This window comes from Aliiroseovarius conchicola (assembly GCF_041403445.1).
In the GTDB taxonomy this organism is placed as follows: Bacteria; Pseudomonadota; Alphaproteobacteria; order Rhodobacterales; family Rhodobacteraceae; genus Aliiroseovarius; species Aliiroseovarius conchicola.
Genome location: NZ_JBGEHL010000006.1, coordinates 124,653 through 151,112, shown reverse-complemented (window position 1 = coordinate 151,112; position 26,460 = coordinate 124,653). Strand labels below are relative to the sequence as shown.

Here is a 26,460-nt window from a genome sequence, read left to right as displayed (position 1 = left end):
ATGATCCGTTTGGTCGGGCCAATAGCCACCATGCCGGATCTCGATGATCCTCGCCTTCAAATCGATCCCAGACTGTCCAGTGTGCCCGGTTCAGCGCGTTCTCTAAATCCGACAAGTGTCTTGGCTTCATCTTTTCGATTCCGTTCGTAGATTCTGGTCCCGACGACAAAAGTGAAGAAACAACCGAGACCCGCCCCGCATCTGAATGGGCAGATGCGTTTGCCGTCTGGGCGCCTGCTAGGAGGGGAGTTGAACCCGCTCGGCTACCTCGGAATGGTGCAGCAATGTAGTTCCTTCGGCATTCGCCGGGGTATTTCTTTCAGTTCATTTTGTTCGAGTCCGGAGGACAAGTTGTTCGTGAGAGGCCTTTCGGCGGTCGTTTGAAGCGATGTACTCCCACGGGCATTCCTCCGGGTATGTTCTGGCTCGGTTGGCAGGGCTCGAACCTGCGACATCCTGATTAACAGTCAGGCGCTCTACCAACTGAGCTACAACCGATCATCTGAACCCGGCGACAAGGGTCTGGCGAAACATCCTGCTCTACCATCTGAGCTACATCGCACACGCGATGGCGGGATTCGAACCCGCGACCTAGAGAGTAACAATCTGTAGTTCCACCGGCATTCGCCGAGATGCGTCCTTTCATTTTGGGTCAGGCGGACAAGCTTGGTTGTGAGACATATACATAACAGGTGTAGTCCCACAGGCATTCCGCCTGAATATGTTGGCTGGAAGGGCAGGTCTCGAACCTGCAACCTACGGCACCAAAAGCCGTTGCTCTACCGATTGAGCTACCTTCCAAAATGATCCGGGCGACAAGTCTGTGACGAAACATGTTCCTGAGCTACGACGCTAGCGCGCGGCGGGATACGAGCCCGCGACCTCTGTTCTTTGACCAGTGCTCTACCTGTAATTCCGTCTGCATTCGCCGGTTCTTAGTCCTTTCTGTATTCCCCGGGCGGTCATCCGCCCGAGGGGTTACACTTCGATCTTCTCGATCTCGCCAACCCAGTACTCCGTGCCGGTCTGATCGTGGGCAAATGCCGCGATCTGGTCGAAGACCGCATCCGAGAACCCGCCGATATTCAGCACGTCGTCGCGCGTCTGCGCCTGCGTGGTCCCGTACGGGGCGATGTCGATGCAGACCAATTTGGCCTTCGGGTTCCGACGCTTGATCGCTTCCCACTCCATCATCATTGCCGTGCCTTGCCCGCCAGCGCGGGCATCGACCCACGATTGGTTGTCTGACACGAACACCACCAAATCCGGGCTACGCCCACGATCATTCAGCCATTTTAGCGGCGCAGAACAGTTTGTCCCACCACCTGCCAGTGTGGCTAGGCGCTCGGCATTGGTCAGGATCGTGTCGCGCGGACGTAGACGTATATTACGTACATCAAAGTCAAACGGTAGCACCTGGCACCCTCGGTTTGCGCGGCTCATCGCTGCGGCCACGAGAGCCGCCACATCGACGTGTCGCACAGCCGAGGTGGCCCCGGGACGATACCCTGTCACCGGCCAGATCATGGATCCAGACACGTCCGGGCACACCACCACTTGGCCATGGATCTTCGGCACATTGCTCACCGCGATTTCCATCGCGTCGTGCAACGCATCGACGATCTCGTGCGGAATATCCGCAGCGACGTTCTGCGCGGCGACTATCAACTGGTACGGGAAGACCCGTGCCTTGGCGATCAACTCGGCATTGCGAAGAAGCGCAGCCACATGGTCTACGTTCTTACGCACGCCGAACACACCGTGACGTTGGAATGTGTTCAGGTTCTGGCGAACCATCTGCCACGAACCCTTGCGTGCCAGCCGCGCCCACTGATGGGACGTGAGCTCAAGCTGAGTGAGCATCTGGAACGGAACATCCGGTACCGGGCCTTTCCCGGTTTCTTTGAATACCATCCAGTCCTGTACTGCCTGTGGCAGCCGTGCCGTATCGCACGGCCGCCCGACGATCCAGGCAAACAACGCCTCCCGCTCCATGGTTTCCGGTTTCGGGTGCACCATCTTGATCACATCAGCCAACGACGGGTCATTGCCGATATTGGCATAAAGCAGCGCGCGGTCCGACGCGGTGTTCAACCAGTTTTGCACCATCGCTTTCGGGGCGGAGCCCAGCGATTTACGCCCTGTCTGGCCGGAACGGACAACCTGCACAAAGGTACGCAGCATCTTGCCGTTATCAACCACGCGTCCGAAGGCTGCGCGGAACAACACTGGGTCGCGACGTGCCAAGATGGCCAGCAATACAGCTGGCATATCCTTCATATGGCCGCTGTTGCGAGCATAGATTGCAGCCTGCGCCAGATACTCAGGTGTAACGGCTTCAGCAACGTCGACGACGTATTCCAGTTCGTCCTGTGCGTCTTGGTAAAACATACCGCCGAAAGTGCCGGTCACGGCAACTTGCGCCAAGGCATGCGCATCGGAATAAGAGTAGGCCGGAGCGCCCTCGGCGTTCTTTGCAGTCGCCTTTGGAAGCAACCGGCCCTTCATCGATGCAAACACGGATTTGTTTGCCATTTGTCTTGTCCTTTCGTTTTGACAAGAGTGTTTTGGCATGGTGAGCTTGGCGGGCCGAGAGGAAATTGAAAATGAGCTAACCCACTGAATGTAATTGTTATAATTGGCCATTGCGAAATTCTATCGGCGCGTGCACTATCAAGTAGTATAGTAATTTATCGATATGGATAAGTGATATGAAGAATGTCGTCATCGGCTTTCTAGGTACGAAGCTTGATATGGGAAAAAAGCGCCGGTGGCGCCCAACGCTTAGCCTTGTCGGTCACGATCATTTTGAGGTGGACCGGCTCGAAATTCTTCATGACATGAGGTTTCATCGCCTCGCCAAACAAGTTCAACGCGAGATTGAGGAGGCATCCCCCAAAACAGAGGTATTACTTCAACAACTGGATTTGACTGACCCGTGGGACTTTCAGGAGGTCTATGGGAAGTTGTTTGATTTCGCGCGATCATATGGATTTGATGATGAGCGTGAGCAATATCATGTTCATCTGACGACGGGCACACATGTCGCCCAGATCTGCTGGTTCCTACTGACGGAAAGCCGCCACGTGCCCGCGCGACTGATCCAAACCGGACCGCCCGGAGAGGACGAGGACGCGCCAAAGCTCGACGTCATTGATCTGGACCTGAGCCGATACAATGCTTTGCAGCAACGGTTTGACCAATTGTCGCGAGAACATAGTGACCAGCTCAAGGGCGGGATCGAGACGCGGAATGTGGAATATAATCAGTTGATCGACAAGGTCGAGCTTGTTGCCAGCAACTCGGACGAACCTATTTTGTTGTTGGGAGAAACAGGGACGGGTAAAACCGAGCTGGCGGAGCGCATCCACAGCCTCAAACTGGATCGACGACGGGTCAAAGGACGTTTGGTTCACGTGAACTGCGCGACATTGAATGGGCCAGATGCGATGGGTACCTTATTCGGCCAGCGACGTTCGTATCTTGGAACCGCTGGGACCGAGCGAAGCGGTCTGCTGCGCGAGGCTGATGGCGGAGTGTTGTTTCTGGACGATGTGGATGAGCTGAACCCAAATATGCAGTCGGTTCTGCTGCACGCCATCGAAACGGGCCGTTTCTATCCCCTTGGGTCCGACCACGAAATCTTAAGCCGGTTTCACTTAATTGCTGGCGCGAACCGGGATTTGCGAAGCCTGGCAGCGGACGGGAAGTTTCGCCATGATCTACTGGCGCGCCTAAACACGTGGACCTTCAACGTGCCAGCTCTGCGAACTCGCACCGAGGATATCGAGGTGAATCTGCTGTTCGAGCTGGCCCGTTGTGAAAAGGACCTAGGCAGCTATGTTGGATTCAATACGGATGCGCGCGAGAGGTATTTGGCGTTTGCCAAAGACCCAGCAACCCTTTGGCCGGGAAACTTCCGTGATTTCGCTGGCTCGGTCCGCCGTCTGTGTACGCTTGCACCGCGTGGTAGGATCACCAATGCGATGGTGTCGGCTGAAATAGAGACGCTTCAGGTGGATTGGCGCTCCGCGCAATCCCAAGACGATTTCAAGTTGGTCGCAGATGTCTTGGGCGATGCAGTGTCTGACATAGATCCGTTCGATCTGGTTCAACTGGCCGAGGTCATCCGGGTCTGTCGCTCCTCGTCTAGCTTAAGCGCCGCCGGACGGGCGCTGTTTGCGGTGTCTCGGGGCAAACGAAAGATTCAGAACGACGCGGATCGACTGAAGAAATACCTTGCGAAATTCGGTTTGGAGTGGAGTGCGATATAACTCCGCGACCGCATCCAGCCGGCCTCATCCCTCCGGCCGTACGGCTTCATCTCCCATCAGGTAGCGCGGGCCTGCGCCGTTGTCGCCGGCCACATCGTCGGGGTTGTAGAGGGCGCATCGATCAAGCGATAGGCAGCCACACCCGATACACCCGTCCAACTTGTCGCGCAGCCGTGTGAGGGCGTTGATTTGCTCGTTCAGTTCTGCCCGGAAATCTCCGGAAATCGCGGTCCAGTCTTTCGCTGTGGGGGTTCTGTTTTCTGGCAGGCGGTCCAGCACGTCTCGGATTCGGTCCAAGGTGAAGCCGAATTTTTGTGCGATCATGACAAAGCTTAGGCGCCGAATGTCAGAGCGCAGGAACCGCCGCTGACCGCCTGCATTGCGTTCCGGCGCGATCAGGCCTTGTGTTTCGTAGTAGCGAATGGCCGACACCGCCAATCCAGTGCGTTTTGCCAGTGTGCCGATGGAAATCTCGTTTCTACGTTTCATGGAACCCTCGTGAAATAGGCAAAAGAAAAAGCTTGAGCTAAAGTTAGCTTTAGGAATTATCAACTGAGTCGCAAATGAAATCAAGGAGGCCGAAATGGCAAATCTGGAACATGTGAATGTGACTGTTAGCGACCCCAAGGCGACCGCCGCATGGTTGGGTGCTGTGTTTGATTGGAAAATTCGCTGGGAAGGCGATGCGATATCCGGTGGGCACACCGCTCACGTAGGGGATGAGAATAGCTATGTGGCTCTGTACACGCCCAACCGGCTCATCGATGATCCTCCGCATTCATACACAACCAAGGCTGGTCTGAACCATGTGGGCGTGACCGTAGACGATATTGATGCGACCGAAATACGGGTCAAAGCTGCGGGATTTACCCCGCACGCCCACGGTGATTACGAGCCGGGTCGGAGATTTTATTTCGATGATCATGATGGTGTCGAGTGGGAAGTTGTCTCGTATAGCTGATGAAACGGGGCGGGGTGAAACTCGCCCCTGTTCACTCTTTGATCCGTCCTCTATGGTCGCTCCAAAGCGCGTTCATCGGAGGACATCATGAGCTTCACACTTGCCACTTGGAATATCAATTCAGTCCGCTTGCGCGAACCGATTGTGCTGAAGCTTTTGGAAGAAGAAGCACCTGATGTTCTCTGCCTTCAGGAATGTAAAAGCCCTGTGGACAAGATTCCGATGGACGGGTTTCGTGCACTTGGTTACCAGCATATGGTGGCACGGGGTCAGAAGGGCTACAACGGGGTCGCGATCTTGTCGCGTATTCCCATGGTCGAGGTAGGAAGCTTTGACTTTGCAGGTCTGGACCATGCCCGCCATATCGCTGGGCAGCTCGAAAACGGTGTCACAATCCATAACTTCTATGTCCCGGCGGGCGGAGATGTGCCGGATCGCGACGTGAATGAAAAATTTGGCCAAAAGCTCGATTATCTGACCGATATGCGCGACCATTTCAGCAAAGAGATGCCGTCGAAATCTATCCTTGTAGGCGACTTGAACATTGCACCGCGTGAGGACGACGTTTGGTCCCATAAGCAACTGTTGAAGGTGGTCAGCCATACCCCTGTTGAAGTAGAGGCGTTGGCAGACGTTCAGGATGCGGCAGGCTGGGTCGATATCACCCGTCAAGATATTCCCGAAGGGCAGCTTTATTCTTGGTGGTCCTATCGTGCAAAAGATTGGGATGCGGCAGATAAAGGCCGCCGGTTGGACCACGTCTGGGCCACGCCCGACATCTCGAACGCGGGACATGGTTCACGTGTAATGAGAGATGCACGCGGCTGGGAGAAGCCATCCGATCACGCGCCAGTGTTTGCGACATTTGATCTGTAGGGAGGGGCGTTGCCCCTCGAGCCTGCGGCTCTCACCCCAGGATATTTCTGACAAGAAAAAGCGGTGCAATTGCGAGGCGGACTTGCAAGGGCGGCAGGGTTGCTCCATCTAGTGATCAACAAAGTGATAAGGACGTATCGACATGGAACTTGAACTTGGAAAAGCCACACCCGCCGCTGATCTGATCAAGGATGTTTCAGAAGCGACGTTCATGCAGGACGTTGTCGAGGCTTCGCAGGACATTCCTGTGATTGTCGATTTTTGGGCCCCTTGGTGTGGCCCTTGCAAGACGCTTGGCCCAGCGCTGGAAGCTGCGGTCACCGAGGCAGGCGGCAAAGTTCGCATGGTCAAAGTGAATGTCGACGAGAACCAGATGATCGCGGGCCAACTGCGCGTGCAGTCAATTCCAACGGTTTATGCGTTCTGGCAGGGTCAACCAGCGGATGGATTTCAAGGTGCCGTGCCGCCCTCGGAAATTAAAGAATTCGTCGAACGTGTTGCCGCGTTGGGTGGCGATGCAGGCGGTGGATTGGCTGATGCGCTTGCCGCTGCCGATGAGATGTTAGAGGCAGGTGCCATTCAGGATGCGGCCCAGACCTTTGCGGCAATCCTTGAGGAAGATCCGAACAGCGCCGCCGCATTTGCCGGTCTGGCCCGCACTCATCTTGCGGCGGGCAATCCAGATGATGCAGAGGCAACACTGAACGGTGCACCTGCAGAAATCGCACAAGCTCCTGAAATTGAAGCCGTTCATGCTCAGATCGAGCTGGCTCGTCAGGCGGAGAATGCTGGCCCTGTGGCCGAGTTGCGCGCTGCAGTAGATGCTGATCCCGAAGATCATCAGGCACGTTTTGATCTGGCGGTGGCGTTGAATGCCGCAGGGGAAGTTGAGGCAGCGGTCGATGAACTGTTGGAGCTTTTCCGCCGGGATCGGGAGTGGAACGACGGTGCCGCCAAGGCACAGTTGTTTACGATTTTCGACGCATTGGAGGCCAAGGATCCCGTTGCACTAACGGGTCGGCGCAAATTGTCGTCAATGATCTTTGTGTGAAGACCAACATCAGGCTAGACTAGGTCATGATCTCTGCCGCTGACTTGCCTGAACTGCTTCCACTATTCCCCCTGCCTGGGGCGTTGTTGTTACCGCGCGGTCGGTTGCCCTTGCATGTATTCGAGCCTCGTTATTTGGCGATGGTCGATGATGCCCTTAAGTCGCAAGAGCGTCTGATTGGAATGATCCAACCGATTGGTGACAACACAGGCGATGATGATCAGAGGCTTCATGCCATTGGTTGTTCCGGACGCATCACGTCCTTCACCGAGACTGACGACGGGCGGTATATGATCACCTTGTCAGGTGTGTCGCGGTTTCGTTTGTCTGAGGTTACTCAGGGTTTCACCCCGTATCTCCGAGCGCGCGTGGATTGGTGCAGCTTCGACCGCGATCTTGGGCAGGCCGAGCATGATCCCGACCTTGATCGAAACAGTTTTCTACCTCTTCTGGAGCGGTTCTTTGATATGGCGGAGCTTCAAACTGATTGGGATAGCTTGAAGTCGGCCGAGGATGAGATGATGATCAATGCGCTGTCCATGCTTTGCCCGTTTGATCCAGAGGACAAGCAGGCCCTGCTAGAGGCGCCGTCCTTGCAAACACGGCGCGAAACTTTGGTAACGTTGATGGAATTTGCACTTCGCAAAGGCGTGGGCGAGGAGAAAGTACAATGACGGAAACAAAAACCCCTCAATTTGACCGACGCATGATCGAAGCGCTGGTTTGCCCTGTAACACAGACTGTGTTGAGCTATGATGCGGATGCACAGGAGCTGGTATCAAAAGCGGCGCGGCTTGCGTTTCCGATCCGGGGAGGCATTCCCGTGATGTTGGTGGATGAAGCGCGTAAGATCGAGGACTGACCCTCTAGATTTGGCGACCTTGTAGCAATCGGGGCAGGTCTCCGGTCAGGCCGGCGGCTTCGCGGATGAAGCCACGACGAAGACCCGGCATTGCATTTACAACACCCAATCCAATGTCACGCACGGTTCGTAAAAGTGGATTATCATTTGAGAACAGGCGATTGGTTGCTTCGGTCGCGGCCACCATCTGGGCGATGTCAAAACGACGCCACTGTTGATAGCGCTCAAGCACGTCCAAGCGACCGATATCTTCACCACGACGGCGAGCGTGTGTCAGAACTTCGGCCAGCGCGGCAACGTCCTTGAGGCCAGCGTTCAAACCCTGACCTGCAATTGGATGCATGCCGTGCGCTGCATCGCCGACCAACGCCATTCGCTCTCCAAAGAATGCGTTTGCGATGGTGAGGTTCAGGGGGTAGGTGAACCGTTTGCCCGCAAGGCGAATGTCACCAAGGAACGACCCAAACCGGGGGCGCAGTTCCTCAAGATATCCGTCATCATCCAACGCGTTGATGCGCGTGGCCTCGGCATGGGTTTCAGTCCAGACGATCGAGCACTGATTTCCAGGCAACGGCAGAATTGCCAAAGGGCCTGAAGGCATGAAGAACTGGTGCGCCGCGCCATTATGCGGCAGCTCGTGATCAATCGCGCAGACCAAGGATGTTTGGCCGTAGTCGTGACCATGCCGCCCGATGCCGGCACGTTCGGCGGTGCCGGAACGCCGGCCGTCACAACCGACAACAATGCGTCCAGTGAGTTGCTTGCCCGAAGCAAGACCCAACGTAACCGAGGCTGGGCCGACGTTTTGCGCGATGACTGTGTCCTGATCAATCAGAGTGATCTTCGGATGGGCCTCGACGGCATCTAGAAAGGCGCGCGATAGAAAGCGGTCCTCGACCATATAGCCCATCGGGCCTTCGTCGATTTCGGCGTGGTCGAACTCCAGCACAAAGGGGCCGGGACCTTCGCCGGGGCGACCGTCGGAAATGCGGATGTCCAACAACGGTTGGGCGTGCTTAGCAACCGTTGGCCAGACACCAATTGCGGAAAGAAGCCGCTGAGAGGCCAGCGCCAGCGCATACCCGCGTCCATCGAAATCATCGTCGCCCCGCGTCCCTTTCGGAAGCGCGTCAACAACGGTCACGGTGAAGCCGGTATCGGCCAGCGCAAGGGCAAGGGCGGGGCCGTTTAGCCCGCCGCCAACGATCAGAATATCGGCATCAAACGTCATGCCTCCTTTTTGAACCGGTCGCTGGGGATTGTCCATGCGCCGATGCGCCGCTACCGTCGTATCGCGACACATAGGAGAGTTCGATGAGCAAACAGTGGCTAACCATGAGCATGGGTGATCTTGGTCGAGCGATTGGCGCAGGAGAGATCGACCCGGTGGCTTTGACCCAGACCTATCTGGATGCGATCAGCGCGCATGAGTTCAAGGACCGAATTTATGCCCGCCTGACCGAGGATCGAGCGTTGGCCGAAGCCAAGGCGGCGTCTGAACGCGCGTCATCGGGACAAAGGCTCGGTTTGCTGGATGGCGTTCCTATCAGCTGGAAAGACCTGTTTGATACCGCTGGTGTCGCGACCGAATCCGGGTCCGCGTTACTAAAAGGGCGCGTGCCAGACCGCGATGCGGAAGTTTTGCGAAGCACGACAGCCCAAGGCCTTGTTTGCCTTGGGAAAACGCATATGAGCGAGCTTGCATTCTCCGGCCTTGGACTTAACCCCGTAACAGCGACAAGCCCTTGCGTGAATGATCATGATGCCGTCTCTGGCGGCTCCAGTTCGGGTGCGGCGACATCGGTCGCGTTCGGGTTGGCCGCTTGCGGGATAGGGTCTGACACCGGGGGATCAGTACGTATCCCGTCGGCGTGGAATGACCTTGTCGGGTTGAAAACGACCTCGGGACGGGTGTCTTCTGACGGGGTTGTACCGCTTGCCGCGCGGTTTGACACAGTCGGCCCGCTTTGCCGAACGGTTGAGGATGCAGCACTGATGCTTGCAGCGCTTGAGGGCCGGACTCCCATTGACCTGCGCGGCGCCCAGGTGACTGGTGCGCGGCTGCTGGTTCTGGAGAATGGTTTAGACGGCGCGCGCGATCAGCCAAAGGCGGGGTTTGACAGCGCACTTGACCGTCTGATGAACGCGGGCGCTGAAGTGACTCGCGCCCACCTTCCTATTGTCGATGAAGCACTGGCCATGTCCGGCGTCTTGTTCACCACCGAAGCTTATGCCACGTGGTACAACGAAATCGAGGCTCAACCCGACCTGATGTTCCCCGAGATTCTAGAGCGTTTCCGCGCAGGCGGACAGTTTACCGGCGTTGATTTTGTCAGTGCTTGGCAACGCCTTGATGCGATCCGGGATGAATATCATCAATTGGTTGCCGGTTATGACGCCGTGGTCCTGCCAACATCACCGATCATGCCACCGAATGTGGAGCGTTTGCTTAGCGACCACGACTATTACGTCGAGGAAAATCTTTGGGCACTTAGAAATACGCGGGTCGGCAATTTGATGGGATCGTGTGGGCTTAGTTTGCCCACGGGACTTCCCTCAACGGGTTTCATGATGCTAGGCGCCCCTTTGGCCGAAGAACGTTTGTTGCGTCTTGGCGCGGCGGTTGAAGCCGTGTTGGCCTAAAAGACACAGCTGTTCCACGCAAGCGCTTAAAATGGTGGCGTTTTCTGGACCCGTCGCGCTTGGCGGGCTATCTTCGGTGCAAACGGGGCGACATGATCCCGATATCTGAGGCAGTATAAAGACGTTCAAATGACGTTTCCCGAGCGGTATTCCAGCTTGCCACAATATGCGTTTCCGCGCCTGCGGAGCCTACTTGACGCCCATAAGCCGGGCGGCGAAGTGATGCATATGACCATCGGCGAGCCAAAGCACCCATTCCCGGAATGGGTTGCGTCGACTATTGCTCAACACACTGAAGAATTTGGGAAATACCCGCCCAATGATGGATCACCAGAGCTATTGTCGGCGATTTCTGGCTGGCTGGGACGTCGGTATGGCGTCGATGTAGACCCGGCCACGCAAGTAATGGCGCTGAACGGCACCCGCGAAGGGCTATTCAATGCCTTGATCGCGCTTTGCCCGGAGCAGACGTCGCGTGGAGAACAGCCGGTCGTATTGATCCCGAACCCGTTCTATCAGGTCTATGCTGTGGCAGCAGAAACCGTAGGTGCTGAGCCAGTTTTCCTACCTGCGACAGCGGATACAGGGTTCTTGCCCGACTATTCTCAGCTTTCGCCAGACATCCTTAATCGGACAGAGATTGCCTATATTTGCTCGCCCACCAACCCGCAGGGCGCTGTTGCGAGCCGCGACTATTGGGCCAACCTGATTGCGCTGGCCGAGAAATACGATTTCCAGATATTTGCGGATGAATGCTATTCCGAGATTTACCGTGACACGCCTCCGGTTGGCGCACTTCAGGTCGCCCGCGAAGGTGGGGCCGACCCCGAGCGGGTCGTTGTGTTCCATTCGCTCTCGAAGCGGTCGAACTTGCCCGGATTGCGGTCGGGGTTCATCGCAGGCGGCCCGGAGAGCATTCAGCGCGTTCGTCAGTTGCGGGCCTATGCTGGTGCCCCGCTTCCGCTGCCGCTTCAACGTGTTGCAGAAAAAGCGTGGGCTGACGATGCGCATGTGGTGGCAAACCGCGCGCTTTATCAGGAAAAATATGCGCTGGCGGACGAGATTTTTAGCGGCATCGGTGCCTATCAAGGCCCAGATGCGGGATTTTTCCTGTGGCTCCCTGTCGAGAACGGCGAAGCCGCGGCGATGAAACTTTGGACCGAGACGGGCGTGCGGGTTCTTCCCGGGGCGTATCTGTCGCGGGATGTAGATAATGAAAACCCCGGCAAGGGGTATATTCGGGTCGCTTTGGTGGCCCCAAAACAAGAAATGCAGCGCGGGCTTATTCTGCTTCGCGACTGTCTCTTTAAGTAAGGACGAGGTGGCATGGCGTATCCGGCAAAACAACGGGATCCGATCTTTGACAGCAACACGCAGGCGGTCATCGAACGACGAGGCAAAGAGCTTCTGGGCCTTGGGCTGATCGCGCTTGGGATCATTATTGCACTGATCTTGGGTAGCTATTCCCCTGAAGATCCCGGCTGGATGTCGGCCACCGACACGCCGGCACAAAACGCACTTGGTCGCGTTGGGGCCTTCGTTGCGTCACCGTTGTCAGTGATTGCCGGGATGGGATCATGGGCGCTGTCTTTGATCTTTGTTGTATGGGGCGCGCGTCTGACGTTCCATTTTGGCGAAGACCGCGTGATGGGACGGGTGATTTTCGCGCCAATCGCCGTGGCCCTATGCTCGATCTACGCGTCGACACTTGTACCGGGCGCGGCTTGGACCCATTCATTTGGGTTGGGCGGGTTGTTCGGCGACACCGTCCTTGGTGCTGTTCTGTCTGGGTTGCCAATCGGGGCGGGTATTGGACTGAAAGTCATGTCAGTGGCGTCTGCGCTTGCAGCACTTGCCGTTCTGCTTTTCGTTCTTGGAATTGACCGGTACGAAATCAAGCGCTTTGGCCATTTCCTGCTGATCGGGATCGTCTATACCTACGCAAGCATCGTGTCTTTGATGGGCAAAGGTGCCAAAGGTGCTGCAAGCGGAGCCATGGCGACCGCGCGTCACATGCAAGCCCGCCAAGCAGCGCGCAAAGAAGAACGGCTTGCCCAGCTTGATGCCGAAGACGACTACGACGAAGAGTTTACGGCTCCGCCTCCGCTGCGGGCAGCCCGCGTCATGCGCCCTGAACAGCATGCCCCAGTTGCTGCCGCCGAAGGTGATGTGGTCATCGAAGAGCCTGTTCCAGCAACGCCAAAGCCCGGCCTGCTAAACGCCCTGTTCCGTCGCACACCCGAACCGGAGCTGGTCGAACAACCATCATATGATGGCGACATTCCCGATGGTCTGGGTGGCGAGGACCGCATCCGCGCCAAGATTGACGCCGCACTTAAGAACCGTGCGCGCCAGACGACATTGACCGATCCCACACGGGCTGAACCCCCGCTTGCACGCGCTGTGGCACGTCATCGCCGCAGCCCCGACCCCATGATCCTTGACGCAGCCCCTAACGAGGAAGACGAATATCAGGACGTGATGCAGTCCGAACAGATTTCCATGATGCCGGCCCCGGATGCCTTGGTTGATGATGATCTGATTGTTGAGGATCTTATGGATCCTGCAACGACACCTGAAGAACCACGTGTTTATACACCTCAGCATGCGGGACTTGCGCAAACACCAAAAAAGGTTGTTCAACACACCCCGAAAAAGGCCCCGCAGCCATCTGCGCGCGCAAAGGCCGAGGCCCAGCCATCGCTTAGCTTTGAGGATACGCATCCCGGTTATGAGTTGCCGCCGCTAAACCTTTTGGCAAATCCGGTCACGATCGAGCGTCACCACCTTTCCGACGAGGCTTTGGAAGAAAACGCCCGCATGTTGGAAACCGTGTTGGATGACTATGGCGTGAAGGGCGAAATCGTCTCGGTGCGCCCCGGTCCGGTCGTCACCATGTACGAACTTGAACCCGCTCCAGGTTTGAAAGCCAGCCGTGTGATCGGTCTGGCCGATGACATCGCGCGGTCGATGTCGGCTTTGTCGGCCCGTGTTTCGACGGTGCCCGGCCGGTCGGTCATCGGTATCGAACTGCCCAATGAAAAACGCGAGATGGTGTCGTTCCGCGAAATCCTCTCGACCCGCGATTTTGGCGACGGCAGCCACGGCCTTCCGCTTGCACTGGGCAAGGATATCGGCGGCGATCCCATCGTCGCGAACCTTGCCAAGATGCCGCACTTGCTGATTGCGGGGACCACTGGGTCCGGTAAATCCGTAGCGATCAACACGATGATCATGTCGCTCTTGTATCGTCTGACACCAGAAGATTGCAGGATGATCATGATTGATCCAAAGATGCTGGAATTGTCCGTATATGACGGCATTCCGCACTTGCTCTCGCCCGTTGTAACCGACCCCAAGAAGGCCGTTGTCGCCCTGAAATGGGTCGTCGGCGAGATGGAAGAACGCTATCGCAAGATGTCCAAGATGGGTGTGCGTAACATCGAAGGTTATAACGGCCGCGTAAAAGATACGCTGGCAAAAGGCGAGATGTTTGAGCGCACGGTACAAACCGGTTTTGACGATGATACAGGCGAACCGATCTTCGAAACAGACGAGTTCAAGCCTGAAAAACTGCCGTATATCGTGGTTGTCGTCGACGAGATGGCCGACCTGATGATGGTCGCAGGTAAGGAAATCGAGGCCTGCATCCAGCGCCTGGCGCAGATGGCGCGTGCGTCGGGTATTCACCTGATCATGGCCACCCAGCGCCCATCGGTTGACGTGATTACCGGTACGATCAAGGCCAACTTCCCAACCCGGATTTCGTTCCAAGTGACCTCGAAAATCGACAGCCGTACTATTCTGGGTGAACAAGGTGCCGAGCAGCTTCTAGGCATGGGTGACATGCTTTACATGGCTGGCGGCTCGCGCATCACGCGTGTTCACGGCCCGTTTGTTTCAGATGAGGAAGTCGAAGAAATCGTCACCTATCTGAAGGGCTTTGGTGCGCCTGAATATGTGGGTGGAGTGGTCGAAGGTCCTTCGGACGACAAGGCCGACAATATCGATGCTGTTCTGGGCCTGAACACTGGCGGCAATACCACAGGCGAAGACGCCCAGTACGATCAAGCCGTCGCAATTGTGATCAAGGATCGCAAATGCTCGACATCATATATCCAGCGCAAGCTTGGCATTGGCTACAACAAAGCCGCGCGACTGGTTGAGCAGATGGAGGACGAAGGGTTGGTCTCGGCGTCGAACCATGTGGGTAAGCGGGAAATCCTGATACCGGAACAATAAACTAGTTGGACGCCCGCACAGACGGGCGCCAGATGCCGCCTGCGCGTGGCGACCAAAATGAGCAATACAGAGGCAGAGCAATGATACAACGACGGCACACGACCGATCGGATGAGCCAAAGCGTGACCCACAAGGACGTGGTTTACCTTTCAGGGCAAGTTGGCAAACCGGGCGACAGCGTCGCCGATCAGACCCTCGAATGTCTGGTCAGGGTCGAGAACCTGTTGAACGAGGCTGGATCCTCGACCAAGCACATGCTTCAGGCGGTCATTTGGATGGCGGACATGAAGGATTTCGCTGAGATGAACGAAGTTTGGGACGCATGGGTACCAAGCGGGCACGCCCCTGCACGTGCAACCGGATCGGCCGAACTGGCCACGCCGGAACTGAAGGTCGAAATCATCGTAACGGCGGCTGTCGCCGAATAACACACGCGAACTTGTGGCGTGATATCGCCTATCATCTTCTGTTCGGGCTTAATCTTCCCATATCAAAAGGGCTAGAGTGCGCCCGAGCAGTAGAGGTAGAGTAAATGACCCCGTTACGTATGTTGATCGCCGCCACGATTGTGGTCATTGGCACGGTTCCGGCACAGGCCGAGAAACTGTCGTTGAGTGCGATCTCGAATTATCTGAACAAACTGAATACCGCCGAGGCGCAGTTCACTCAGATCAACAATGACAACACGATCTCGACCGGGACGATCTATCTGAAGCGCCCCGGGCGTGCGCGGTTTGAATATAATCCGCCAACCAAAGCCCTTGTCGTGGCAGGCGGATCTCAGGTCGCGATCTTTGATGGAAAATCAAATGCTGGCCCGCAGCAATATCCGTTGAAACGGACACCGCTGAACCTGATCCTTGCCAAGAACGTCAATCTGAACCGTGCCAAGATGGTGGTGGGTCACAGTTATGACGGCACTGCAACCACAGTGACCGCGCAGGACCCCGATAATCCCGATGTTGGCACGATCGAACTAAAGTTCACCGCAAATCCAACGGAACTGCGTCAGTGGATCATCACGGACAACACCGGTTCGAAAACGACCGTGGTGCTGGGCGAGCTTACGACCGGTAAACCGCTCAGAAGCTCGCTGTTCTCAATCACCGCAGCGGTCAAGGCGTGGTCACGCTAAGACGGTATGCCGGTGCTGGCTTTGATCAGCGCCGGCAGGTTGCCAATTGCCGCTGATATAGGATCGCACGGGCGTTCACCTCTGCCGACACTCTCAAAAGCCAGGCTTTGGAGTTGTGACTGCCGCGCAGATAGCCGGTCCGGCCTTCGTGATAGGCAAGATACTGGTTGCGCGCATCGGTCAACGGAACCCCCGTCTTTTCGCGCGTTTCGGTCATGTACCACCCCATGAAATCCGTCGCGTCCTTAATGTCTGTGCGCTTTGCCCCACGCCCACCTTCGGCGCGCTGGTATTCTTTCCAGGTCGCATCAAGCGCCTGTGCATATCCATAGGCCGAGCTTTGTCGACCCATTGGCAATACGCCCAGCACATATTTGACCGGCGTGCGTGCGTCCTTCACGAATTTCGATTCCTGATAGATCATCGCCATCTGGACGGGCACCGGCACCTTCCATTTACGTTCGGCTTTTTTCATAGCCCGGTGGTAATTGGGGCGCTGTTTGATAATGCTGCACGCATTGTCCAGATTGCGCGGCGCTTTGGAGTTTCCTCCACAAGATGCCACGAACATCAGTACCACTGCGGCGCGAAGAAGTCTGCTCATCTGCCTCTCGCTATGTTTTGTTTTTTTCGACTATAGCGGAAATGACGTGGTCTGGGAATTGCGTGATTGGTAAATTTTTGCGATAGGCAGCAGCCTGCGCAAAGCTCTTGACGTTTCTGTTATGGCGATGTCTTACACAGTCTGTTTCGCAGTTTTCGGGGTCGGGCGCATGGACAAATACCCCCCAAAAGCGTTAATTTCAGGCTAGGAGCTTTACAAAATGTTAAAGACGCGCGCCAAATACTCGCTTGGACAAGTTGTCCGCCACCGGAAGCATCCCTTCCGGGGGGTCGTCTTTGATGTTGATGCGATGTTCTCCAACACCGAAGAATGGTATGATGCGATCCCGGAAGACAGCCGGCCGCAGAAAGATCAGCCGTTCTATCATCTTTTGGCTGAGAACGACCAAAGCTACTATGTTGCCTACGTATCTGAACAGAACCTGATCGCGGATTATTCAGGTGAACCTGTTGGCCACCCGGATTTGCCAGAATTCTTTGGCGATTTCGAGGACGGACAGTACCCTATGCATGTTCAGATGAACTGATCGACTAGTTCGACTGAGGCACGATCCCCTTCTCCACCCAATCATCGAAAATCGAGAGCGCTGCTTGTGCAAATTCGTCATCGTTGATGTGGCAATCAAGCTCGGTCTTTTCGACATTGTCCGGGCAGGTTTGGCCCAGTTCGTCCATGAAAGCCGCCAGCCCTTCTGGGTCGTTCAGGTCCTCGCCCGCGCGATCCCATTCTCCGCAGCCGTGAAGTGGCATCAAAAGAGCGGTCGCAGAGGCCGCCTTTGCCAACTGCGCGCTGTGCGCACGGGCTACCTCTCGGCGTTCGTCATTGTTCAACACAATCGAAGTGATCAGGCGGTTGTGGGCATGGCTCGGATGGTGCTCCCATTTCTCGGGAATGTCGTCCCAACCGACGATATCGACCAGGTCATAGCAACCGGGTGCCACGATTTGCGGTGTGCCTGTCCGCCCGGCGTTGGTCAACCGATCCGCGCCTGCTGAAATGCGCGATCCACAGACATGGTTGCCCAGTTCCTGCGTGCAGAAATCCATAACGCAGGCGAACGCGCCTTCCGAGGCCAGGCTTTCAAACGCACGTCCCCCCATGCCGGTCGCGTGGAAAATGGCGACCTCATAACCGCGCTCTTCTAGCGCTGGTTTCAGCGGCACCATGTATTTCAGTGCCGATTTCCCAAGCGATGTCATACCAACGAGCGGCCGATCCTTCACCGGCGCCTCAACCGCGCGTGCGGCGCCTAAAACTGCGCCAGCTGCTTGGGATAGCGACGATTTGCAGACCGAATTCAGGCCATATAGCCCGCCAGCCCACAGGATCATCTGCACATCGGCCGCCAGACGGGACGGCGGCATAAGCGGCGAGAAAGAAACCGTAGACACAATGTATTTCGGAACGCCCAAAGGCAGCGCGGCTGTTGCATCCAGTGCAAGATCGGTGCCCATTGAGCCACCCAGAATGATGATCCCATCGAACTTTCCCTCACGATAAAGCCGCGAAACAAGAGCGGTGCAGCCCTTTGCCATGATCTGCATTGCAGTGTTTTCATTTCCGGATGCAATGGCGGCCTCGATGGACGATCCACCTTCTTCGGCCACCTGATGCTTTGAGTAATCCGTGGGCCGAGAGGGATCGCCCAGAACACTGACATCCATGGTAACGACGCCGCCACCCAAGGCGTTGATACGACCTGCTAGGTAATTCAGTTCGTCATCTTTGGTGTCATACGTTCCAACGATCAGGATGGTTTTGTCGGTCATGTTGCCCCTCCATTAACGCTCAAAGCTGAATCCATGCGGTTTTCAGATCAACATATTTGTCCAGCGCGTGCAGGCTCTTGTCGTGACCGTTCCCGGATTGCCCAACACCACCCAGCGGCACCGTGTTGTCCGCGCCGCCATAGGTGTTCACATGCACAACACCCGCCCGGATCGATCGGATCATGCGGTGTGCGCGGCTGAGGTTCGCGGTCCATACGCCCGAGGCCAGCCCGTAAACGGTTGAGTTTGCTAGATCGACGGCCTGTTCTTCGGTCTCGAACGTGCTGACGGCCAGAACCGGCCCGAAAACCTCTTGCTGGTTCACGGTGTCGTTGCGCCCAACATTGGTCAGGACCGTGGGCTCCATGTAGTACCCGCCGGTTTCTTGAAGAATGCGCGTGCCGCCCAGCGCGCAATCAGCCCCTTCTGCCAGAGCCTTCTCGACGAAGCCCAAATCCTGTTCAAGCTGTGTGATCGAGTGCACCGCGCCCACGTTCGAGGTCAGATCCAGCGGATCACCCACTTTCAACGCATTTGCATGGCGGATTAGGGCATCGACGAACTCATCGTGAATGGATTTCTCAACGATCAGACGGGATCCAGCAACGCACACTTGTCCGGAATTACGGAATATCCCCCCAGCCGAGATCATGGCCGCGTGGTCCAGATTTTCCGTGTCAGCGAACACGACATTGGGCGACTTGCCGCCAAGCTCTAGATAGCAACGCTTCAAATTCGACCGCGCCGAGTATTCCAAAAGCCGTCGCCCGACGCCACCCGACCCGGTAAACACCAAAACGTCGATATCCATCGACAGCCCCATCGCCTCTCCGACTTCAGAGCCTTTGCCCGTGACAACATTGAAGACGCCATCTGGCACGCCTGCTTCCGACGCAAGCTCGGCCAGACGTAGAATAGACAAAGACGCGCTTTCCGCGGGTTTCACGACGATTGAATTGCCCATCGCGAGGGCGGGCGCAACTTTCCAGGCGCCAATCATCAAAGGGAAATTCCAAGGCAGGATGGCGCCAACCACTCCGACCGGCTCGTGATGGACCAGACCCAACACGTTGGGATCGGTGGGTGCCACCTCGCCGCTGATTTTGTCGATTGCCTCGGCATAATATCGGAACGTGCCCGCTGCCGACCCGCTTTCAGCCTTAAAGGCCATGCCAATCTCGGTCCCGTTATCGCGCACGCCCTGCACAGCGATGTCTAACGCGTCACGCTCGATCAATTCTGCCAGGCGGAGCAGTACCTTCTTTCGGGCCGCTGGGGACTGGCCGGCCCAGCTGCGCGTCTCAAACGCGTGCCTTGCCGATGCCACCGCACGGTCAACATCCTCGGCTGAGCCTTTTGCCAACGTGGTAATGACTTTGCCATCGATGGGCGAGGTCACCTCAATCCGCGCTTCACTGGCGGCATCAACAACCTGCCCACTAATGAAATGTCCCTTAGGATTGATGGTCTGTGCGCGAAGGATATCCAGATCGGCTTGCTTCAAAGACATCGGGTGTATTCCTTTTTGCTGGCAGGGTGCGTTCGCGCGCGGGTATTTGCAATGCGACTTGTGCTATTACGGCCAAGTTCGCTACGGCTGGTGGGGCTAAATCTACTTGTCATGACAACTAGTTTGTGTCAAGCCTAGCGCCATATACAGGGCGGGATTTGCGCGTTACAGCGTCATGATGCAACCAAAGCTGACCAAGGAGGCACCGGGATGAAAACCGACAACTTTATCAAGGAAAACAACGCACGTCAGTTTTGGCAACCCATGACACACCCCGCCGAGGCGCAAAAATCGCCACCAAAGATCATCGTCGGAGGGTCCGGCGTTCGGATCAAAGATATCGACGGCGCTGAAGCGATTGATGCGGTTGGCGGCCTTTGGAACGTTAACTTGGGCTATTCGAATGACGCGGTGAAATCTGCAATCACACGCCAGTTGGACAGCTTGCCGTATTACTCGACGTTCCGTGGCACGACCAACGATGCGGCGATTGAGCTTGCCTATGAGCTGTGTGAGTTTTTTAAGCCCGAAGGCATCGTGCGGGTGTTTTATACCTCTGGCGGCTCCGATTCGGTCGAGACATCCCTTCGTCTGGCCCGCCAGTATCACAAACTGCGCGGCGAGCCGGGGCGCACCAAATACCTGTCCCTGAAAAAAGGCTATCACGGCACGCATACGGGCGGGGCTTCGGTCAATGGGAACAACAAGTTCCGCACAGCCTACGAACCCTTGTTGCCCGGATGCTTTCACACCCCCGCACCTTACACGTACCGAAATCCTTTCAACGAAACCGATCCGGCCAAACTTTCAAAGCTTTGCATCGCAGCCTTGGAGGACGAGATCAAATTTCAAGACCCCTCGACCATAGCTGCCTTTATCATGGAGCCGATCCTTGGGGCCGGGGGGGTCATTCCACCCCATGAAAGCTTCATGCCAGCGGTGCGTGAGATCTGTGATCGATATGGCATTTTGCTGATTTCGGACGAGGTGATCACAGCCTTTGGTCGGACGGGCGCTTGGTCGGGGTCACGGCTTTGGGGCGTTCAGCCGGATATGATGAGCACGGCAAAAGCCATCACCAACGGATATTTCCCATTCGGGGCTGTTTTGATCAATGAGAAGATGGCCGAGGTGTTCGAAGGCGACACGTCTGGAATGGGCGCAATTAGCCACGGCTATACCTATTCCGGCCACCCGGTTGGGGCGGCCGCCGCTATCGAGTGTCTGAAGGAAACCGTTCGTATTGATGTGGCCTCAAACGCTGCGGCGCGAGGGGCTGAACTGTTTGCAGGGCTCAAAGCTCTAGGCGAAAAACACGAGGCAATTGGCGATGTCCGCGGTGGTCATGGCTTGATGGCAGCCGTCGAAGGTGTGTCAGATCGTGCGACCAAAGCCCCCGCTTCAGGTGCAGCCATGGCAAAGGTCTTTGACACTGCATACGAAGCTGGCGTGATGCTTCGCGTATCAGGCAACAACATCATCCTATCACCACCTCTTGTGGTCACGGCCGATGACGTGGCGCAAATCCTTTCAGCAATAGATCAAGGGTTCTCGGCGCTGTAGGGGCACCTAGAAGTCGACGGCCTGAACGTCTTCCAGCAAGTCCAGCAGCAGCTCCAGCCGCTCGTCGCCCAATTCGGCGCTGAGCTTGCGATAAACAGCCTCGCTTGCAGGGCGATGGCGCATAATCAGGTCGCGGGCTTCGTCTGTGATCTGGACGATCTTCGCCCTGCGATCATCATCGCTCTGAACGCGTTGGATGTGACCATCGGTTTCCATCGTTTTCAGAATGCGCGTTACACTGGACAAAAGCAGACAGGCATCGCGTGCAATCGCGGTTTGGTCCATAGGACCAGTCTCTGCCAGAATACGCAGGATACGCCATTTCTGCTCGGTCATACCAAGTTCAGCCAACAACGGGCGGATCGGTCGCATGACATGTTCACGCGTCCTGAGCAACGAAATGGTCAGCGCGCGCGATGTCGGAGCCGCCGCAAGTGAATGGAATTTCTGCCGATCTTTGAGCATGGACACCTTGTCGCTTAGTTGCGCGATGTTGGTAGCCATTGCGCGATGAATTGTCAAAAACCCGCATTGAAGCGGTCATCAGCGGGAATTAACTGGAAGACGCTTGTCGAATTTGGCACAAGCTGCATAAGAATCCGCCAACGGGACGTGGCTGCCGTTCGGATGATTGACCGGCGTCGCGCGGGCGGTGCGAAATTTTGAAGGAAGCATTTATGAAGATATTGGTGACTGGTGGTGCGGGTTTCATTGGGTCCGCCGTCGTTCGACAGGCAATCGCACGCGGGGATGAGGTCGTCAATTTGGATGCCCTGACCTATGCGGCTTGTTTGGAGAATGTGGCTGGTGTTGCCTCTGATCCCAAATACACATTTGAACATGCTGATATTCGCGACCGCCCAGCGCTGGACCGGATTTTTTCCGAACACAAACCGGATGTGGTCATGCACCTTGCGGCGGAAAGTCATGTAGATCGCTCAATTGATGGGCCAGCGCAATTCGTCGAGACCAATGTCACTGGTACGTTGAACATGCTGGAAGCCGCCCGGACCTATTGGGAAGCCAATGACAAACCTGACGGGTTCCGGTTCCACCATATCTCGACCGATGAAGTGTTCGGATCGCTGCCCGCCGATCCCGATCAGATGTTTACCGAAGACACCTCCTACGACCCCCGCAGCCCCTATTCCGCATCAAAAGCGGCGTCGGATCACCTTGTCCGCGCTTGGCACGAGACCTATGGCCTGCCGGTCGTTCTGACCAATTGCTCGAACAATTACGGGCCCTATCACTTCCCTGAAAAGCTGATCCCGGTTGTCATTCTGAATGCACTCGACGGTAAGGCACTGCCAATCTATGGCGACGGGGCCAACATCCGTGACTGGCTTTATGTCGAAGACCACGCAGATGCACTGCTCACCGTCATTCAGAAAGGCGAGGTTGGGCGGTCGTACAATATCGGTGGCGAAAACGAACGCACGAACCTCGAATTGGTTCGCACGCTTTGCGAAATCTTGGATGAGCTGCGCCCGCGCGCCGAGGGGTCGTATCAGGACCAGATCGAGTTCGTCGCCGACCGACCCGGCCATGACGCGCGTTATGCCATCGATCCGGCCCGGATTAGAAACGAGCTTGGCTGGCGGCCATCCGTGTCGGTCGAACAAGGCCTGCGCAAAACCGTCGAATGGTATTTGGACAACGAAAGCTGGTGGCAGCCGCTGAAAAGCCGCGAAGGCGTCGGTGCGCGTCTTGGCTCTGGTTAATAAGGCAGCTTAGGGGCGATCTCGATGAAGGTGTTAGTGTTTGGCAAGACGGGGCAGGTGGCGACAGAGCTGCGCAAGTTTGACAACGTGCGCGCGCTTGGTCGTGGCGATGCAGACCTGACGGACCCTGATGCCTGCGCACAGATCATTCATGACTGTTCAGATGACGTTGTGATCAATGCCGCTGCCTACACTGCAGTGGACGCCGCTGAAGGCGAAGAAAACCTTGCCACCATTGTCAACGGCCGCGCGCCGGCGGCGATGGCTCAAGCAGCCAAAGAGCGTGGTATTCCGTTTCTTCATATCTCGACGGATTACGTGTTCGATGGCACGGGAACAGCACTTTGGACGCCGGCGGACCCGACTTCACCTGTAAATGCCTATGGCCGCTCTAAACTTGCGGGCGAGAATGCGATCCGCGACATTGGTGGCGCTTATGCAATTTTGCGCACCAGCTGGGTGTTTTCGGCGCATGGCGCAAATTTCGTGAAGACGATGATGCGACTGTCAGAGCAACGCGATGAGCTAAGCATCGTGGCAGACCAAATCGGTGGTCCCACCTCGGCGGAGGACATCGCAGAAGCGCTGATGGCGATTGCACCGCAAATGCGAGATTGGCACACCGGTGGGACGTATCATTTCTCTGGGCAACCGGCCGTCAGTTGGGCAGAATTTGCCGAGGAGATCTTCCGCCAAGCGGGCCGGTCCACCAAGGTCCATCCTATTCCAACGTCCGAGTTTCCAACCCCCGCCGCGCGCCCAACCAATTCCCGAATGGATGGCACATCGACACTTGCCGATTTCGGCGTGGTTCAACCGGATTGGAAAACCGCTCTTGGCCGTGTATTGGTCGAGCTGGGCCACGTGCAGAGTTCATAAATCAACAAAGAAGAGACCCCGTAATGACTGAAAGAAAAGGTATCATTCTGGCCGGTGGATCGGGAACGCGTCTGTATCCGATCACTATGGGTGTCTCGAAGCAGCTTTTGCCCGTCTACGACAAACCGATGGTTTACTACCCGATCAGTGCGTTGATGCTGGCAGGTATCCGCGAAGTCGCGATTATCACCACGCCGCAGGATCAGGATCAGTTTAAACGCCTGTTGGGGGATGGTAGCCAGTTGGGTATGTCCTTCACCTATATCGAACAACCTTCGCCCGATGGCCTGGCGCAAGCCTATATTCTGGCAGAAGATTTTCTGGACGGCGCACCGTCGGCACTCGTGCTGGGCGACAATATCTTCTTTGGTCATGGGCTTCAGGAGCTTCTGGTCGAGGCAGGTGAACAGTCAAGCGGCGGCACTGTCTTCGGGTATCGCGTTGCAGATCCAGAACGCTATGGTGTCGTCGGTTTTGATCAAGACGGAAAGGCAAGCTCGATCATCGAGAAACCCACCACTCCGCCCTCTAACTATGCGGTCACGGGGCTCTACTTCCTTGACGGTTCTGCACCCGAACGAGCCAAGCAGGTCAAGCCGTCTGATCGGGGAGAGCTTGAAATCACAACGCTGCTTGAGACCTATCTGCACGAAGGCAGCCTGTCGGTGAAACTGATGGGGCGCGGGTATGCCTGGTTGGACACGGGAACGCACGGTAGCTTGTTGGATGCTGGAAATTTCGTACGCACGTTGGAGCAGCGGCAAGGCCAACAGGTCGGTTGCTTGGAGGAGATCGCTTTCAGCAACGGCTGGATTGGCATCGACGCGCTAAAAGAGCGTGCGAAAGTCTTCGCCAAGAACGCCTATGGGCGATACCTGTCCCAGCTCGCCGATAGTGACGCGTAGGCGTGAAGCTTTGTGGCGGATTACCGCGTACCATGTGGGGACTATCGGGGTACTAATCGAGGCTGACTGTCATTGCGGCAACACATTGCCCATGATTGGTTTTCGATGACGATTGGCGCCCAGTCGCCGATGACCGCAGCGCCAGTGTTACAGAGCATTTCAATCGTTCACGTGGCTCACCGCCGGCAGCATCTATTACTAATATAACCATGACAAGTCAGAAACTTGCCGCTTATCATCGCGCTCTATCTTGTTATAGTTTGGGCGACCACCTATGGTGCCGACCAAGGTGACTGAAGTTCGGGTTGGACACATTAATATGAAAAGTTGGCGATTGCTCTTTTCCACGCTTGCTCTTGTGGCGTTGGCGGCTTGTGGCTTGCCGCGCGGCGCGGCGCTTGAAAGTGAGATTATCAGTAAAGAAGCGCAGGAAAACGGTGACATTGCCGTATACCGTGTTTCACGGGCAACGTTGCCGACAATTTCGCGCTGGCCTGCACCGAACAACAACACCGCTGGATCCTGGCCGCAAAAGGGGTCTCCGGCCACGGACAAGCCGATCAGGGCATTTGATCGCGTTGATGTCGTAGTTTGGGATAGTGAAGAGAATTCGTTGCTGTCATCCCCCGGACAAAACACTGTGCGGATGCAGAATATGCAAGTCTCACCCGCCGGCGCGATATTCTTGCCGTTTGTCGGTACCGTACATATCGCGGGACTGCCTCACTCTGCTGCGCGGGCGCGTATTCAACGGAAATACGAAGAAGTTATCCCGACGGCGCAAGTTCAGCTGAACATTGCGCAGGGTACCCGCGGAACAATTTCGATGGTCTCTGGTGTAAACCGGCCGGGACCCATTCCCGTTGATGACCCTAACTTCACCGTTTTGAATGCCATTTCTGCAGCAGGTGGGCCATCGCCGCAGATTGAGAACCCTCAGCTAAGGTTGATACGGGGTAGCAAGACCTATCGCCGGCCCCTAGACGAAGTCATGGGCAATCCGCGTGATGACGTTCTGGTCCGTCCAGGCGATAAGATCGCAATTGCCAACGATACGCGTTATTTCCGTTCGCTGGGCGCAGCGACTCGCGAAGCAATCGTCCCGTTTGGAAAATCCAAGCTGTCGGCCTTGGATGCCATGTCTCTGGTCGGCGGGTTGTCTGATACCCGGGCCAACCCAAAAGGCATACTGGTTTTGCGGGAGTATCCCCAGAAAGCTGTCCGCACTGATGGGAAGGCTGGTCCTGAGAACGCGCGCAGTGTCTTCGTAATCGACCTGACAACCGCAGACGGACTTTTCAGCGCAGGTAAGTTCCAAATTCGCAATCAAGACACGGTACTTGTGACCGAAAGCTCGATCGCCTCTGCGCCTCTGCTCTTCGGCCTGATCAAACAGTTGACAGATTCCGCGTTGAATGTGAGCCAGATCAACTAAATAAAC

At 56.3% G+C, this 26,460-nt stretch carries 24 protein-coding genes and 2 tRNA genes; 17 read left to right on the top strand and 9 right to left on the bottom strand.

Features of this window, described 5'->3' with window-relative positions; all coding sequences use genetic code 11:
• Positions 1-422: 422 nt before the first annotated feature.
• The 3 genes from V6N04_RS12225 to V6N04_RS12215 form a co-directional block, all read right to left on the bottom strand.
• Positions 423-498: transfer RNA gene (locus tag V6N04_RS12225), tRNA-Asn, on the bottom strand.
• 227 nt (positions 499-725) lie between these two features.
• Positions 726-801, bottom strand: a tRNA-Gln gene (locus V6N04_RS12220).
• A 177-nt stretch (positions 802-978) separates the two neighbouring features.
• Positions 979-2,535, bottom strand: coding sequence for an RNA-binding protein (locus V6N04_RS12215; RefSeq protein ID WP_371170455.1), 1,557 nt, complete (start codon positions 2,533-2,535; stop codon positions 979-981).
• Positions 2,536-2,711: 176 nt separating this feature from the next.
• Here V6N04_RS12215 and rtcR point away from each other — a divergent pair, with 176 nt between their 5' ends.
• Complete coding sequence (rtcR, locus tag V6N04_RS12210) at positions 2,712-4,274, top strand: RNA repair transcriptional activator RtcR (protein WP_371170454.1); 1,563 nt, start codon at positions 2,712-2,714, stop codon at positions 4,272-4,274.
• A gap of 24 nt (positions 4,275-4,298) precedes the next feature.
• Here the strand turns inward: rtcR and soxR are convergent, their stop codons facing one another.
• Positions 4,299-4,763, bottom strand: a complete 465-nt coding sequence (soxR, locus tag V6N04_RS12205; protein ID WP_371170453.1) for a redox-sensitive transcriptional activator SoxR — start codon at positions 4,761-4,763, stop codon at positions 4,299-4,301.
• A 94-nt stretch (positions 4,764-4,857) separates the two neighbouring features.
• Between soxR and V6N04_RS12200 the strand changes: the two genes are divergently transcribed.
• The 5 genes from V6N04_RS12200 (at position 4,858) to V6N04_RS12180 (ending at position 8,024) form a co-directional block, all read left to right on the top strand.
• Positions 4,858-5,235, top strand: a complete 378-nt coding sequence (locus V6N04_RS12200; protein WP_371170452.1) for a VOC family protein — start codon at positions 4,858-4,860, stop codon at positions 5,233-5,235.
• 87 nt (positions 5,236-5,322) lie between these two features.
• A complete protein-coding gene (locus V6N04_RS12195; RefSeq protein WP_371170451.1) occupies positions 5,323-6,111 on the top strand; it encodes an exodeoxyribonuclease III in 789 nt (262 codons plus the stop codon).
• A 142-nt stretch (positions 6,112-6,253) separates the two neighbouring features.
• Complete coding sequence (gene trxA / locus V6N04_RS12190; protein WP_371170450.1) at positions 6,254-7,162, top strand: thioredoxin; 909 nt, start codon at positions 6,254-6,256, stop codon at positions 7,160-7,162.
• Between the two features lie 26 nt (positions 7,163-7,188).
• On the top strand, positions 7,189-7,836 hold the full coding sequence (locus tag V6N04_RS12185; protein ID WP_371170449.1) for an LON peptidase substrate-binding domain-containing protein: 648 nt from the start codon (positions 7,189-7,191) through the stop codon (positions 7,834-7,836).
• Complete coding sequence (locus V6N04_RS12180) at positions 7,833-8,024, top strand: Trm112 family protein (protein ID WP_371170448.1); 192 nt, start codon at positions 7,833-7,835, stop codon at positions 8,022-8,024. The genes V6N04_RS12185 and V6N04_RS12180 overlap by 4 nt, the downstream gene beginning before the upstream one ends.
• 4 nt (positions 8,025-8,028) lie before the next feature.
• Here V6N04_RS12180 and V6N04_RS12175 read toward each other — a convergent pair whose 3' ends face one another.
• A complete protein-coding gene (locus tag V6N04_RS12175) occupies positions 8,029-9,255 on the bottom strand; it encodes an FAD-dependent monooxygenase (RefSeq protein ID WP_371170447.1) in 1,227 nt (408 codons plus the stop codon).
• Between the two features lie 83 nt (positions 9,256-9,338).
• Between V6N04_RS12175 and V6N04_RS12170 the strand changes: the two genes are divergently transcribed.
• The 5 genes from V6N04_RS12170 (at position 9,339) to V6N04_RS12150 (ending at position 16,044) form a co-directional block, all read left to right on the top strand.
• Positions 9,339-10,667, top strand: coding sequence for an amidase (locus V6N04_RS12170; RefSeq protein WP_371170446.1), 1,329 nt, complete (start codon positions 9,339-9,341; stop codon positions 10,665-10,667).
• A 129-nt stretch (positions 10,668-10,796) separates the two neighbouring features.
• Positions 10,797-11,981 (top strand): aminotransferase class I/II-fold pyridoxal phosphate-dependent enzyme, encoded by a 1,185-nt coding sequence (locus V6N04_RS12165; RefSeq protein ID WP_371170445.1) that lies wholly within the window; start codon positions 10,797-10,799, stop codon positions 11,979-11,981.
• A 12-nt stretch (positions 11,982-11,993) separates the two neighbouring features.
• Positions 11,994-14,909 carry a DNA translocase FtsK gene (locus V6N04_RS12160; protein WP_371170444.1) on the top strand — a complete coding sequence of 972 codons (2,916 nt, stop codon included), beginning with the start codon at positions 11,994-11,996 and terminating at the stop codon, positions 14,907-14,909.
• Between the two features lie 80 nt (positions 14,910-14,989).
• Positions 14,990-15,337, top strand: a complete 348-nt coding sequence (locus V6N04_RS12155; RefSeq protein ID WP_371170443.1) for a RidA family protein — start codon at positions 14,990-14,992, stop codon at positions 15,335-15,337.
• 104 nt (positions 15,338-15,441) lie between these two features.
• Positions 15,442-16,044: a LolA family protein gene (locus tag V6N04_RS12150; RefSeq protein ID WP_371170442.1), complete on the top strand. Its 603-nt coding sequence runs from the start codon at positions 15,442-15,444 to the stop codon at positions 16,042-16,044.
• A gap of 25 nt (positions 16,045-16,069) precedes the next feature.
• Here V6N04_RS12150 and V6N04_RS12145 read toward each other — a convergent pair whose 3' ends face one another.
• Entirely contained in the window at positions 16,070-16,648 is a 579-nt protein-coding gene (locus V6N04_RS12145; RefSeq protein WP_371170441.1) for a transglycosylase SLT domain-containing protein, read from the bottom strand.
• A gap of 220 nt (positions 16,649-16,868) precedes the next feature.
• Here V6N04_RS12145 and hspQ point away from each other — a divergent pair, with 220 nt between their 5' ends.
• Complete coding sequence (gene hspQ, locus V6N04_RS12140; protein ID WP_371170440.1) at positions 16,869-17,195, top strand: heat shock protein HspQ; 327 nt, start codon at positions 16,869-16,871, stop codon at positions 17,193-17,195.
• Positions 17,196-17,199: 4 nt separating this feature from the next.
• Here hspQ and V6N04_RS12135 read toward each other — a convergent pair whose 3' ends face one another.
• Positions 17,200-18,438, bottom strand: a complete 1,239-nt coding sequence (locus tag V6N04_RS12135) for a Tm-1-like ATP-binding domain-containing protein (protein WP_371170439.1) — start codon at positions 18,436-18,438, stop codon at positions 17,200-17,202.
• A gap of 19 nt (positions 18,439-18,457) precedes the next feature.
• Positions 18,458-19,948, bottom strand: a complete 1,491-nt coding sequence (locus V6N04_RS12130; protein WP_371170438.1) for an aldehyde dehydrogenase — start codon at positions 19,946-19,948, stop codon at positions 18,458-18,460.
• Positions 19,949-20,158: 210 nt separating this feature from the next.
• On the opposite strand from V6N04_RS12130, the gene V6N04_RS12125 reads away from it, so the two are divergent.
• The gene (locus tag V6N04_RS12125; RefSeq protein ID WP_371170437.1) at positions 20,159-21,511 is read left to right on the top strand and encodes an aspartate aminotransferase family protein; all 1,353 of its coding nucleotides are present in this window, start codon (positions 20,159-20,161) and stop codon (positions 21,509-21,511) included.
• Positions 21,512-21,517: 6 nt separating this feature from the next.
• On the opposite strand, the gene hpaR is transcribed toward V6N04_RS12125, so the two are convergent.
• The gene (gene hpaR / locus V6N04_RS12120) at positions 21,518-22,015 is read right to left on the bottom strand and encodes a homoprotocatechuate degradation operon regulator HpaR (RefSeq protein WP_371170436.1); all 498 of its coding nucleotides are present in this window, start codon (positions 22,013-22,015) and stop codon (positions 21,518-21,520) included.
• Positions 22,016-22,188: 173 nt separating this feature from the next.
• Between hpaR and rfbB the strand changes: the two genes are divergently transcribed.
• The 4 genes from rfbB to V6N04_RS12100 all read left to right on the top strand — a co-directional run bounded on the left by rfbB (position 22,189) and on the right by V6N04_RS12100 (position 26,454).
• Positions 22,189-23,235, top strand: coding sequence for a dTDP-glucose 4,6-dehydratase (rfbB, locus tag V6N04_RS12115; protein WP_371170435.1), 1,047 nt, complete (start codon positions 22,189-22,191; stop codon positions 23,233-23,235).
• Between the two features lie 24 nt (positions 23,236-23,259).
• On the top strand, positions 23,260-24,114 hold the full coding sequence (gene rfbD, locus V6N04_RS12110; protein ID WP_371170434.1) for a dTDP-4-dehydrorhamnose reductase: 855 nt from the start codon (positions 23,260-23,262) through the stop codon (positions 24,112-24,114).
• 23 nt (positions 24,115-24,137) lie between these two features.
• Entirely contained in the window at positions 24,138-25,019 is an 882-nt protein-coding gene (rfbA, locus tag V6N04_RS12105; protein WP_371170433.1) for a glucose-1-phosphate thymidylyltransferase RfbA, read from the top strand.
• A gap of 319 nt (positions 25,020-25,338) precedes the next feature.
• Positions 25,339-26,454 carry a polysaccharide biosynthesis/export family protein gene (locus tag V6N04_RS12100; protein WP_371170432.1) on the top strand — a complete coding sequence of 372 codons (1,116 nt, stop codon included), beginning with the start codon at positions 25,339-25,341 and terminating at the stop codon, positions 26,452-26,454.
• Positions 26,455-26,460 lie beyond the last annotated feature (6 nt).